Annotated in this window: 12 protein-coding genes; 5 read left to right on the forward strand and 7 right to left on the reverse strand. The window is 74.0% G+C overall.

Annotated features, from left to right (window positions below):
- Positions 1-44: 44 nt before the first annotated feature.
- Both IEY56_RS08520 and IEY56_RS08525 read right to left on the reverse strand, forming a co-directional pair.
- The gene (locus tag IEY56_RS08520) at positions 45-710 is read right to left on the reverse strand and encodes a response regulator (RefSeq protein WP_189036484.1); all 666 of its coding nucleotides are present in this window, start codon (positions 708-710) and stop codon (positions 45-47) included.
- Complete coding sequence (locus IEY56_RS08525) at positions 707-2050, reverse strand: sensor histidine kinase (protein ID WP_189036485.1); 1344 nt, start codon at positions 2048-2050, stop codon at positions 707-709. Before IEY56_RS08525 ends, IEY56_RS08520 begins: the two co-directional genes overlap by 4 nt.
- A gap of 126 nt (positions 2051-2176) precedes the next feature.
- Between IEY56_RS08525 and IEY56_RS08530 the strand changes: the two genes are divergently transcribed.
- Positions 2177-2599, forward strand: a complete 423-nt coding sequence (locus IEY56_RS08530) for an ankyrin repeat domain-containing protein (RefSeq protein ID WP_189036486.1) — start codon at positions 2177-2179, stop codon at positions 2597-2599.
- A gap of 51 nt (positions 2600-2650) precedes the next feature.
- Here IEY56_RS08530 and IEY56_RS08535 read toward each other — a convergent pair whose 3' ends face one another.
- The 3 genes from IEY56_RS08535 to IEY56_RS08545 all read right to left on the reverse strand — a co-directional run bounded on the left by IEY56_RS08535 (position 2651) and on the right by IEY56_RS08545 (position 5559).
- The gene (locus IEY56_RS08535; RefSeq protein ID WP_189036487.1) at positions 2651-3850 is read right to left on the reverse strand and encodes a MerR family transcriptional regulator; all 1200 of its coding nucleotides are present in this window, start codon (positions 3848-3850) and stop codon (positions 2651-2653) included.
- Between the two features lie 152 nt (positions 3851-4002).
- Positions 4003-4830 carry a class I SAM-dependent methyltransferase gene (locus IEY56_RS08540; RefSeq protein WP_189036488.1) on the reverse strand — a complete coding sequence of 276 codons (828 nt, stop codon included), beginning with the start codon at positions 4828-4830 and terminating at the stop codon, positions 4003-4005.
- 114 nt (positions 4831-4944) lie between these two features.
- The gene (locus IEY56_RS08545; RefSeq protein ID WP_189036489.1) at positions 4945-5559 is read right to left on the reverse strand and encodes an NADPH-dependent F420 reductase; all 615 of its coding nucleotides are present in this window, start codon (positions 5557-5559) and stop codon (positions 4945-4947) included.
- A 415-nt stretch (positions 5560-5974) separates the two neighbouring features.
- Here IEY56_RS08545 and IEY56_RS08550 point away from each other — a divergent pair, with 415 nt between their 5' ends.
- A complete protein-coding gene (locus IEY56_RS08550) occupies positions 5975-6703 on the forward strand; it encodes a DUF4097 family beta strand repeat-containing protein (protein ID WP_189036490.1) in 729 nt (242 codons plus the stop codon).
- 159 nt (positions 6704-6862) lie between these two features.
- On the opposite strand, the gene IEY56_RS08555 is transcribed toward IEY56_RS08550, so the two are convergent.
- The gene (locus IEY56_RS08555) at positions 6863-7990 is read right to left on the reverse strand and encodes an aminotransferase class V-fold PLP-dependent enzyme (RefSeq protein WP_189036491.1); all 1128 of its coding nucleotides are present in this window, start codon (positions 7988-7990) and stop codon (positions 6863-6865) included.
- 199 nt (positions 7991-8189) lie between these two features.
- On the opposite strand from IEY56_RS08555, the gene IEY56_RS08560 reads away from it, so the two are divergent.
- Entirely contained in the window at positions 8190-9446 is a 1257-nt protein-coding gene (locus IEY56_RS08560) for a saccharopine dehydrogenase family protein (protein WP_189036492.1), read from the forward strand.
- 82 nt (positions 9447-9528) lie between these two features.
- Here the strand turns inward: IEY56_RS08560 and IEY56_RS08565 are convergent, their stop codons facing one another.
- Positions 9529-10182 carry a maleylpyruvate isomerase N-terminal domain-containing protein gene (locus tag IEY56_RS08565; RefSeq protein WP_189036493.1) on the reverse strand — a complete coding sequence of 218 codons (654 nt, stop codon included), beginning with the start codon at positions 10180-10182 and terminating at the stop codon, positions 9529-9531.
- A 318-nt stretch (positions 10183-10500) separates the two neighbouring features.
- Between IEY56_RS08565 and IEY56_RS08570 the strand changes: the two genes are divergently transcribed.
- The gene (locus IEY56_RS08570) at positions 10501-11643 is read left to right on the forward strand and encodes a hypothetical protein (RefSeq protein WP_189036494.1); all 1143 of its coding nucleotides are present in this window, start codon (positions 10501-10503) and stop codon (positions 11641-11643) included.
- Positions 11644-11880: 237 nt separating this feature from the next.
- Positions 11881-12264 carry a DoxX family protein gene (locus IEY56_RS08575; protein ID WP_189036495.1) on the forward strand — a complete coding sequence of 128 codons (384 nt, stop codon included), beginning with the start codon at positions 11881-11883 and terminating at the stop codon, positions 12262-12264.
- The last annotated feature ends 16 nt before the right edge of the window (positions 12265-12280 follow it).

Genomic DNA, 12280 nt, shown 5'->3' on the forward strand with positions numbered 1-12280 from the left:
GGGGCACGCGGGACGCGACGCAGCGGCGGGCCTGGGGGCGCGTGCTACGACAACCAGCCCGGGGTGACCATGCCCGTCTCGTAGGCGAGGACGACGAGCTGCGCCCTGTCCCGCACAGCGAGCTTGGTCATCAGCCTGCTCACGTGGGTCTTCGCCGTCGCCGGGCTGAGGACGAGCCGCTGCGCGATCTCGTCGTTGGACAGACCGGCCCCCACCAGCGTCATGACCTCGCGCTCGCGCTCCGTCAGCGCGTTCAGCCGGGGGCTGGGACCGGGCCGCTGCGCACGTCCCGCGAACTCCGAGATCAGCCGCCGTGTGACGGCGGGAGCGATGAGCGCGTCGCCACGGGCCACGACCCGCACGGCGTGCAGCAGTTCGGCCGGTTCGGTGTCCTTCACCAGGAACCCGGAGGCTCCGGCGCGGAGCGCTCCGTAGACGTAGTCGTCGACGTCGAACGTGGTCAGGATGACGACCCTCACCCCGTCGAGACGTCCGTCGCCGGCGATGTCCCGGGTCGCCTCCAGCCCGTCGCGCTCCGGCATGCGGATGTCCATCAGCACGACGTCGGGCTTCGACTCCCTCGCCAGCCGCACCGCCTCGCGGCCGTCCGACGCCTCGCCCACGACCTCGATGTCGTCCTCGTCCACGAGGATCGACTTGAAGCCCGCGCGGACGAGCGTCTGGTCGTCGGCCAGCAGCACCCGGATCACCGCGTCCCCTCCCCGCGCAGCGGCAGCCGCGCCTCCACCACGTAGCCCGTGCCGTCGCCCGGGCCCCCACCGGCGCCGTCGTCCGCGCCGCCGTCCGCCGGTCCGCCGTCCCCCGTACGGCCGCCCGTCCCGGCCCGGGACGCGTTGCCCGCCGTCAGCAGACCGCCGAGCGCCCGCACCCGCTCCTCCATACCGCTGATTCCGCTGCCTCTCGCTCCGCTCGGGGCGCCCCGCCCGTCGTCCTCGATCCGCACCCGCAGCACCGCCGCTCCTCCCCCGCCCTCGCCGGCGCCCTCGCGAGCGCCGCCCTCGCGAGCGGACCCGTCACCGGCCCCGTCACCGGATCCGCCCTCTGCCTCGGCCCTCACCTGCACCAGCGCCGTCCGCGCGTACGCGTGCCGTACGACGTTCGTCAGCGACTCCTGCACGATGCGGTACGCGGCGAGGTCGATCTGCGGAGGAAGCTCGGCCCGCACGTCCACCTCGACGCGCACGTCGACGCCCGCGCGCCGGGCGCGCTCCCCGAGCGCCTCGATGCCGACGATGCCGACGGCCGCGGGAGTGGTCGGCGCCGGCTCGTCCACCTGCCGCAACACCCCCAGTGTGGCGCGCAGTTCACGCAGCGCCTCCCGGCTCTCGTCCCGCACCGACTCCATGGCCCGCACCAGCTCGCCCGTACGGGAGGAGTCCTTCGCGTGCCGGTGCAGTGCCGCCCCGGCCTGCACGTTGATCAGGGAGATGCTGTGGCCCAGCACGTCGTGCAGCTCGCGGGCGATGCGCAGCCGCTCCTCCGCCGCGGACCGCAGGGCCCGCACGTCCTTCTCCCGCTCCGCGGCCAGCGCCCGCTGCTCCGCTTCCCGCAGATACGCCTGGCGGGTGCGCTGCGCGTACCCGGCGGCGACCAGGCCGACGAACCAGCCGGCGAGCAGGAACATCGCCGCGTCGTCGACGTGCCGCTCGCCCTCCGACAGGACGAGCTCCCCGTACGCCACGGCCGCCAGCGTGACCAGGGCGATCGTCGTCGCGGCGGCCAGGTGCCCGTCCGCGGCGACCGTGTACAGGGCCACGGCGAAGGCCAGCATGAGCAGCGGCACGTCCCGGTCGCTCACGGGGAAGTAGACGCCGCTGCAGAGCAGCACGAACACGGCTACGGCGACCGGCATGCGGTGCCGCCAGTACAGCGCGCCGCAGCCCGCCGCCGTCAGGAGCCACCCGGACGCCTCCCGCAGCGGCGAGGAGACCCCGTCGCCCTGCTTCACGAACAGGACCCACAGCACCGTCAGAACCGCCGCGGCCAGGAGCGCCACGACGGTGAGGGTGCGGGGCTTGTAGGCGGGCATGCGACGAAGCGTACGTAAGGTGGGCAGGCGAAGCACCGTGCCGTCCCTCCCGGGGCTCCGGCCCGGGCAGTGCTCCGACGGAGGTGCGGCGGGCCCGCCCCGGCGCAGCAGGACGAGGAGAACGCGATGACCGACGCCCCCACGCCCGAGAGCAACGAACCCGCGCACGACCCCGAGGTCCTCGAACTCGCCCAGAAGATCTTCCAGCTGGCCCGGCATGGCGACACCGACACGATCGCCGCCTACGTCGACGCCGGCATCCCCGCGGACCTCACGAACGACAGGGGCGACTCCCTCGTCATGCTGGCGGCCTACCACGGCCACGCCCAGGCGGTGCGGGTCCTCCTCGACCGCGGCGCGGATCCCGGCAAGCCCAACGACAAGGGCCAGACGCCCATCGCGGGCGCCGTCTTCAAGGGCGAGGACGAGGTGGTGCGCATGCTCCTCGACCACGGCGCCGACCCCCGGGCGGGAGAGCCCTCGGCGGTGGAGACGGCCCGGATGTTCGAGAAGACGGAGCTGCTGCGCCTCTTCGGCGAGAGCGCCTGACCGGCGTCCGCTTACCGGGGAGGGTCGCGCCGCGTCCCTCCCCGGGCGGGGTCACGCCGCACGCACGTCCGCCACCACGCAGCTGACGTTGTCCGGCCCGCCCGACTGCCGTGCCATGCGGACCAGTTCGCGCACGGTCTCCTCCGGCGCGGCCCCTCCCGCGACCGCCTCGCGGACCCTCTCCGAGGGCACGACGGAGGTCAGCCCGTCCGAGCACAGCAGGTAGCGGTCGCCCGGCCGGGCGTCCTGCAGCCGCACGTCGGGCCGGGTCTCCCGGGCCGCGCCGAGCGCCCGTATCAGCAGCGCGCGCTGCGGATGGGAGGCCGCTTCCTCGGCGGTGATGCGCCCTTCGTCGACCATCTGCTGTACGAGCGTGTGGTCGTGGGTGATCTGGAAGAAGCCGCCCTCGCGCAGCAGGTACGCGCGGGAGTCGCCGATGTGGACGAGGGCGAGCCGGGAGCCCGCCCACAGCATCGCGGTGAGTGTCGTACCGGCCTCGTCCCGGGGGCCGTCTGCCTGTCCGTCACCCGGTCGGTCCAGCGCCTCACCCGGTACGGCGCGGCCCCGGGCGCCGTCGTCCGCGACCGCTTCCCCGGTTTCCCCGGCCTCCTCCGTCCCCGCCCCCGGCGCCGCCGCGGCGCTCACCGCCCGCCCTGCCTGGGTGATGCGCTCCTCCAGGACGTTGAGCAGGTCTGCGGCGGAGAGCGTATCCGTGAGCGCGCCGTCCGTCTCAAGCCTCCGCAGCGTCTCGACTGCCGCCGTGCTGGCGGGTGCGCCCCCGCGGCCGAACCCGTCGGCTACGGCGAGCAGCCGTGAACCGGCGTATGCGGCGTCCTGGTTGGTCTGCCGTACGAGGCCCGTGTCGGACAGTGCGGCGTAGCTGATGGCGAGTGGCCGGTCGTGGTTCGGCATGTGCCCTTCCCTCCGTGACAGGTGGTCGACGAGGAAGGCGGCCATGCCGCGCCGTGCGGCGACGTCGTCCTCGACCTCCGCCCAGAACGCCTCCACCTCGCGTGCGGCGGCCGGCCCGTCCATGGCCGTCACGTCGCGGATGCGGGCGAGAGGCATGCCGAGCCGTCTCAGCCACGCCACGAGCCGGGCCTGTTCGAGCTGCCCGGGGGCGTAGAGGCGGTAGCCGGTCACCGGATCGACGCGGGCGGGCGGGAGCAGTCCGAGCTCGCCGTAGAGGCGCAGCGCCTTCGGCGAGAGCCGGGACGCCTTCGCGAACGCCCCGATCGTCAGCAGCCCCATGTCCGCTCCTCCTCACGCCGGGCGGCCCGCCCGGCCCCGCCGATGCTGCGGCCTGCCCCAAGGGCAAGGTCAAGGACGGACCGGAGCAGGCCGCCGGCGGGGACGTACGCGCAGGTCCGTGCCGTTTTGCGGGCCGTGCCGTTCCCGGGGCCTCACGTACGGGGACGCGTGCCCGGGCCCTTGCCGTTCCCGGGGGCCCGGGCCGTCAGGACGGAGACGTCCACGTGCTCCGTGAAGCTGTCCGACGCCCCCAGCGCCTCGCCCGCGCGGGCCGTGAAGCCGGCACGGGCGCCGGGAGCCGGCAGCAGGTCCTCGGGAAGGGCGGAGAAGACGCCGCCGACGACCTCGTCCAGGGAAAGCTCCACGACGTAGGAGACGTGCCTCGTGGCGACGTCCTCGAACCCGGCCGCCTCCAGGGCGCGCGCGTACCGCAGCCGGTCCCGCTCCGCCGTGCCGCACGTGTCCCGCAGCTCCGTGTCGAAGTGCTCCTCGAGGAAGCCCCGCAGGGCCCGCGACCAGTCGCTGTCCTGCAGCCACGCGGGCGCGCCGTTGGCCACGACGGCGATCCCTCCGCCGGGGCGGAGCAGCGGCAGCAGCTCGCCGAAGAGCGTGGCGTGCCGCATCCAGTGGAGCGCCTGCCCGATCACCGCCGCCGCGAGGGCCCGTCCGCCCAGCAGCTTCCCGAGGGCGGGCACGTCGGTGTCCGCGCCGAGGACCCACGTGACGTTGCCGGCGTCCTGCCTGGCGGCTGCCTCGCGCGCATGGCGGAGCATGTCGGGTTCGGGGTCCATGCCGATCACCGCGCCGACCCGCCCGGCGAGGGGGACCGTGAGCTGGCCGGTGCCGCAGCCCAGATCGAGCACGGTGTCCGTGTGGCCCAACTCGAAGGAACCGGCGAGGACTTCGAGGACCTCCGGCGGGTAGCCCCGCCGGAACTTCGCGTAGTAGTGGGCGACGTCGCCGCTGAATCCGAGGGCCATGCCCGTCATCTTGCCCCGGCGCGTCCGTGCGGCGGCCGGATGTCGCCGAGAGCAGAGCCGCGGTCCGCGCCGCGGACGGGGTGGTGCCGCTCCGGCGGCTCCCGCGGCAGCGGATCAGCCCGTGACCACGGAGATGTTGAAGGCGTGGGTGCCGAGCGCTCCGGCGACGCCGAGGAAGAGCAGCGCGTAGTGCTCCTGGCCCCTCGCTGTGGCGATGCCGCCCAGGTCCAGCTGCGCGGCGTCGGGCCAGCCGAGGTCGTTGAGCAGGCGGCCGGCGGTGCTCTTGGCCCCGGCGTCGTCGCCGGAGAGGAAGACGTTGCCGGGGCTGCGCAGCCCGCCCGGGTCCGCCATGACCGAGGCCGTCATGGTGGCCAGCGTCTTGACGACGTACGTCGCCGGGAACGCCTCCTGGATCTCCTCACCGAGGGAGACGACGGGATGAGCGAGCGCCATGTCCTCGGTGAAGCCGATTCCGACGTCGATCAGCACCTTCCCCTCCAGCGCGGGCGCCCCGACACGTCGCAGCAGGTCCAGCGAGGCGTCACCGGGCGTGGCGTTGACGAGCACCTCCCCGTGTCCGGCCGCCTCCGCGAGCCCGGTGACGGCACGTCCCGGCTTCGCCCGCTCCTCGGGGTGCCGCGATCCGAGCACGACGTCGTGTCCCGCGGCGGCCCAGCGTCCCGCCAGTGCCCCGGCGACGTTTCCCGTTCCGAAGAATCCGATACGCATGACGGCACGTTAGACGCGGGTCCCGCGCGTGGACATCGGTCCCTGGACGGCACGTGCCTCGGTCCGGCGGACCGGGACGCAGGTCCCGTACCCGACGTCCGAAGGTCCCGGCCCGACTGGCCCGGGCCACGGCCCGGCCGGCCGCCCGACGCCCCTGCGTCCTGGCGCGCCCCGTCTCTGACGGGCCGTCCGCCCGGGTTCTGACGCGGCCGTTCCGGCCGTCCGCGGCCGGGGCCAGGGGGCCGGAGCCGCCGCACGGCACGTGCCGTCCCGCCGCCCCGTCCTGCTGGCAACCCCTCGCCCGAACCGGGGGTTTGCCTCATGGCAGCGCCGCGACCGGTGCCATAACCTCATCGGGCACAGACCACCGAAGGCGCCCTTTTCCGGGTGTCTTCCGACTGAACGGGGAGAAATCATGCGCAGGCAGCTCCGCCTCCTGGGGGCGTCCGTCGCGGCCGGAGCCTGCGCGTCCGCGCTGTCCGCGTGCGGGCTCGTGCCCGGTGAGACCTTCGAGGACGACGTCACTCTTTCGGAGAAGGTCACCTCCGTGCGCCTGGACATCCGCACGGGCGGGGTGAAGCTCCGTAGCAAGCAGACGGTCACCGACGTCGCCGTGCACCGCCGGGTCGAGTTCAGCGGCGACAAACCGGCGGCCACCCACCGCGTCGAGAACGGCGTGCTGGTGCTCCGCGGCTGCGGCGAGGACTGCGAGGTGAGTTACACCGTCGACCTGCCGCCCAGGGTCCCCGTCAGCGGCCGCACCACCACCGGCGGTGTCAGCCTCTCCGGCGTGGGCAAGGTGGACGTGCGCACCGACACCGGCGCCGTCGACCTGGACGACGTGGACGGCACCGTCGACGTGCACACCACCAACGGCCGTATCAACGGACGCGGCCTCAAGGGCGACCGCCTGCGGGCCGAGACCTCCAACGGCGCGATCGACGTCAGGCTGGCCACACCGCAGGACGTGCGGGCCAGGACGTCCAACGGCGCGATCTCCGTCACCGCGCCGGACGGCCGTTACGAGGTCTCGGCGGAGACGAAGAACGGCAAAAAGAACATCGGCGTGCGCGACGACCCGTCCGGCGACCACCGCCTCGACCTGTCGACGAGCAACGGGGGCATCACCGTCAAAAAGTCCTGACGGCCTGTCGCCCGACGCCCTTGCAGGGGCGTTCCGTGCCCTGAGAGCGGCCCTGGCCGTCCGGACGGCAGTTCGTCCGTCCGGACGGCCAGGGCCGCAGCGTCGCGGGCGCCGCCACCGCTGCGGCATCAGGCGGACGGACGCGTCGCGGGGCGCGTTTCAGCTCCGCGCGCCGTCCTCCGCCGCCTCGTCGAGGTGCCCTTCCAGCACCTCCGCCGCACGGTCCGCGTCGGCCTCCGTGTTGTAGAGGTGGAACGCGAGACGCAGCCTGCCCGCCCGCACGCTCCCGACGACGCCGGCACTCTTCAGCAGCTCGTGCGCACTGTCGTCCACCGCCACGCTGACGATCGCCGAGTCCCCCGCGGGCAGCCCCGTCGACTTGCGGAAGCGGTTCGCCAGTCCGAGGTTGTGCTCGTGGAGCGCCCGTGTGCCGATGCCCTCGATCAGTTCGAGCGCGGGCTCCTGGCCGACCCAGGCGTGCCACGCGGGGGAGAAGTCGAACCGGCGGGCGTCCGAGGCGAGCCGCAGCGGGCCGCCGTAGAGGCTGTCCCAGCGCTCGCCGCCCGCGTACCAGCACGCTCCGTGCGGAATGATCTCGTCCGCGAGAGCGGGCTGGACGGTGGAGAAGGCGGTGCCGCGCGGCCCCAGCAGCCACTTGTACCCGCCGCACGTGGTGTACGCGAAGCGTGAGGCGTCGACGGGCAGCCAGCCGACCGCCTGCGTCACGTCCAGCAGGACGCGCGTCCCCGTCGCCTCGCACGCGGAGGTGAGGGCGTCGAGGTCGGCCACGCGTCCGTCCGCGGACTGCACCGCCGCCACGGCCACGAGTGCGGTACGGGACGTCACCTCCTCGGCGAGCCGCTCCAGCGGGACCTCGCGCACCTCGACGCCGCGCCGCGCCTGCGCGTGGAACGGAAAGACCACGCTGGTGAACTCGCCCTCCGCGGTGAGCACTTGGCTTCCGTCGGGAAGGTTCGCCGCGATGAGCCCGGTGAACGCGCTGACCTGGCTGCCGACCGTCACCCAGGAGGGGTCGACGCCGACCAGCCGCGCGTACGAGTCCCGTGACGCCGCGAGCGGCGCGTCGTAGGCGGGCGGTGCGGCCCGGCCGGTGCGCCATTCGTCCAGCGCGCCGTTCAGCGCGTCCAGCGAACGGCGGGGCGGCAGGCCCAGCGAGGCGGTGTCGAGGTAGACGACCTCGGGGTCGAACTCGGCCTGTGCGAGGGCGAGCCGGGAGAGGCCGCCGGGGTGCTCCGCCTCACCGGCGGTGGCTGTGGTGTTCTGCATGCCATCAGCCTGCGGCCACATCGCCGCGGGCGGAAGTCCGGCTCTCGGCCGCGCGTCCCGACGAGCCCCTGGCCGGTCACCCGCGGAGGAGGCACCCGCCGGGCCGCGCCGTGGTCAGGCGGCCGGTGCGGATACGTTGGCACGACGGCGCCCCGCACGGGCGCCCGCCCGGGGGCCCGGAGACCGGAAGGACACGGCCATGACCAGCACGCACTCCCGCGTACGAGACATCGACGTCGCCGTCTACGGAGCCACCGGCTTCGTGGGCGGCCTGGTGGCCCGTCACCTGGCCCGGGCGGCGCCCGAGGGCACCCGGATCGCGCTCGCCGGGCGCAGCGAGGACAAGCTCCGCGCCGTGCGCGACGGACTCGGCCCGCGCGCACGCGACTGGCCCCTGGTCGTCGCCGACGCCGGGGACCGTGCGGCGCTGGAGGAGCTGGCCGGTTCGGCGCACGCGGTCGCCACCACCGTCGGCCCGTACACGCGGTACGGACGCGAACTCGTCGGCGCCTGCGCGCGGGCGGGCACCGACTACGCCGACCTGTGCGGAGAGGCGCTCTTCATCCGGGAAAGCATCGACACCCACCACGCGACGGCCGCGTCCACCGGCGCCCGCATCGTGCACGCCTGCGGTTTCGACTCCGTACCCTCCGACCTCAACGTGCATCTGCTCCACGAGGCGGTCCGCGCGGACGGCACCGGCGAGCTGACGGACACCACCGCCGTCCTGACCGCGCTGAGCGGCGGCGTCAGCGGCGGCACCATCGACTCGGTACGGCAGCAGATCGACACGATGCGGCACGACCGCGAGGCCCGCCGCCTCGCCGCGGACCCCTACACCCTCAGCCCCGACCGGGAGCGCGAACCCGAACTCGGCCGCCAGGAAGACCTGCTGACGGGCCGTGCGTCCGCAGCGGGCGTCCCGCTGCGCGGCGTTCTCGCCCCCTTCCCGATGGCGCCCTTCAACACGCGGATCGTCCGGCGCAGCGCCGCCCTGCGCGGCCACGCCTACGGCGCGCGCTTCCGCTACCGCGAAGCCATGCGGCTCGGGCCGTCCGTGCTCTCGCCGCTGGTGGCGGCCGGCACGGCGGGCCTCGTCGGCGCCCTCTTCGCGGGTCTGGCGCTGCGCCCCACCCGGCCGCTGCTGGACCGGGCCCTGCCCTCTCCGGGCGAGGGTCCTGGCCCGCGTACACGCGAGAAGGGCCACTTCACGCTGGACACCTTCGCCGGGACCACGAGCGGCGCCCGCTACGCGGCACGGTTCAAGGCCAGCGGCGACCCGGGCTACAAAGCGACCGCCGTCATGCTCGGCGAAGCGGCACTCGCCCTCGTCCTGGACCGTGCCGCTCTGCCGGACAGCGGCGGCGGAGTGCTCACCCCCGCCACCGGTCTCGGGGACGCCCTCGTCGGCCGGCTGCGCTCTGCGGGCATGTTCCTCGCAACCCGCGCCTACTGAGCGAGACGGCCGCGGGAGACGGCACAGGCCGGGTGCCGGGCAGGTCGCGCGCCGGGCGCGGGCTCGCCGCCGCGCCACGGGCTCAGCCCAGGATGAACGGCACCCTCGCCGCGAGACCGCCCAGCGCCGCCTCCTCCGCGGCGTCCGGTGCGCGGCGCCCGGTGCCGATCAGCAGCGCGTCCCCGTCGGAGAAGGAAGCGGGGAACGGGGCGCCCGCGATCCTCTCCAGCGACATGCGGGCCGCCGCGAGAGTCGCCGCGGGCGGTCCGGCGGCCGAGGGCAGGTGCGCGACCAGGTCGAGATGGTGCAGCGTCGCTTCGAGCACGTACGCCGACAGGTAGTCGCGAGCGGTCAGCACCTCGCCGCGGGTGCCGACGCGTCCGGCCGGGTCGGCGAGCCGGGCGGCGCGGCCCGCGGCGGAACCGACGTCGTCGAGGTGGAACTTCAGCAGCTCCGGCTCTCCGTAGGCGGCGGCCAGCCGCGGGATCAGCGCGTCGAGAGGGTCCTCGCCGGTCGGGGGCCCGACGAGCCGCCAGTAGGTGACGTCGTCCGCTGTCGGTTCGGCGTCCGCGGGCGTGACCAGGGTGATCAGGACGTCCTGGGCGTCGATGACGAGGTGGCAGACCAGGTCCCGGACGAGCCAGCCCCGGCAGCCCGACGGCCGCTCGAATTCCTCGTCCGGAACCTCGGCGACCGCGCTGAGCAGCGCCGTCCAGGCGCTCGGGAAGTGGTCCACCGCGGCACGTTAGCCGCGCGCCGGAACGGCGGACAACCGGATTCCGGCGCCCGCGCCCGCGCCCGTACGAGCCCGGCGCACGCGCCCCGGGGACGGGACCGACGCGCCGCGACCAGGCGGCGGGGCCCGGGGACGCCAGACGGTCGATCTCCGTGTGCGGCGGCGACGCACCTCGGATAGACCTCGAACTGCCGATCCGTCAGAAACCCGTCAGGAGCACGAGACCTCGCAGAAGCGGCGAACGCCCCGTCCTTCCGTGCGCCCGCACACGGCGGCGCCGCCGCCTACCGCGCCCCCTCCCGCAGCGAAGGAAGCCGCATGACCGACACGTTCAGACGCGCAGCCCTCACCGCCGCCACCGGTCTCGGCCTGTGCCTCGCCCTCCTGCCCGCAGGGCAGGCCCAGGCGCAGGCTCCGACCCGCGTACCGTGCAACGACATCGCAGCGCTGAAGACGGCCATCGACAACGCGAACGCCCGCGGCGGCAGCATCGTTCTGGCCCCCCACTGCATCTACTCCCTCCCGCAGGCCGACAACGAGGACGACGGCCTGCCCGAGATCACCGGCAAGGTGCGCATCTCCGGGAACCGCACGACGATCCAGCGGCCCCTGAGCGCCTCCGGCGCCTTCCGCATCTTCCACGTACGGCAGACAGGCCACCTCACCCTGAACTCGCTCACCGTCCGCGGCGGCGAGGCCCCTGCGAGCCCGTTCTACGACAGCAACGGAGGGGCCCTCTACAACGAGCGCGGAACGGTCGCCCTGAACGACGTGACCGTCAGGAACAACACCTCCCACTGGCTGGGCGGCGGCGTCTGGAACAGCCTGGGCACGCTCACCATGAAGAACTCGACGGTCCGCGACAACTCCAGCTTCGTCGGCGGCGGAGCGGCCACCAACGGCACCATGAGGACGGACGGCGGCGCCATCCGCGACAACACCGCCGACGCCTGGGGAGGCGGTCTCGCGAACGGAGGCGACAGCAGGCTGAACCACACGCCGGTCGACGGCAATCAGGTCGGAACCTCGGGCGGCGGTCTCGGCGGCGGCATCATGACCCTGCTCATCGACAACGAGATCGGGCCGCTGCGCCTGAACTCCACCAAGGTCAGGGACAACATCTCGCAGACGCTCGGCGGCGGAATCTTCATCGGGGAGACCGACCCGACGACCCTGTACCGGAGCACCGTCACCCGCAACGCCGCGAACGGAGGCCCCGGCAGCGGCGGCGGCATCCACAACGACGGGCGCCGCTTCGGCATCTACACGAGGCCCATCCCCGGCCCGGAGCGGACCATCACCAAGGCGCCCGCCAAGCAGGCGCTGCCCAAGGTGAACCTCAACCAGAGCCGCGTCTACAAGAACACGCCCGACGACTGCGCGCCGCCCAACAGCGTTCCCCGCTGCGAAGCGGTGGGCTCGGCTCCCGCGAAGAACACGGCCAAGCCGGGCAGGAGTTGACCTCCACGGCGCTGCCGGGCAGCGGCCTCTGACGCGACGCGGCATCACGACCGCAGCGCGGCGGCGTCGGACGGCAGCCGGCAGGCGGTCCTTCGGACGCGGTGCCAGACCGTATCCGGGGGACCTCCCGGCGTCCGCGCGCACTCCCCTGTGCCGCGCCGGATCAGGGGATGTCACGCCGGGGGCCGCTGCCTCGTCGTACGGAGCGGAAGGGTTCCCCGGCAGTAGGAGCGGAAGATGAATGTCGCGCTGTGGGTCGCCGCATGGCTGCTGGCTGCGGTAGCGCTGCTCGGCGGTGTCACCAAGGCCTTCGTGCCCAAGGAGAGACTGGCCGCGGCGGAGGGCGGCGGGTGGACCGCGGACGTCGGCACCGGCTTCGTGAAGACCCTCGGCGTCCTCGAACTGCTGGCGGCAGCCGGGCTGTTGCTGCCCGCCGCACTGGGCGTCGCGCCCGTGCTGGTGCCCGTGACCGCCGTCTGCTGGGTGCTGCTGATGATCGGCGCGATGATCACGCACGGACGGCGCGGCGAACACCGGTTCGTGGCGCTGAACCTGGTCTACCTCGCGCTGGCGGCCTTCATCGCCTGGGGCCACTTCGGGCCGGAGCCCTTCACCGGCTGACGTCCCGCCGTCCGGC

It is taken from the genome of Streptomyces daqingensis, assembly GCF_014645895.1.
In the GTDB taxonomy this organism is placed as follows: domain Bacteria; phylum Actinomycetota; class Actinomycetes; order Streptomycetales; family Streptomycetaceae; genus Streptomyces; species Streptomyces daqingensis.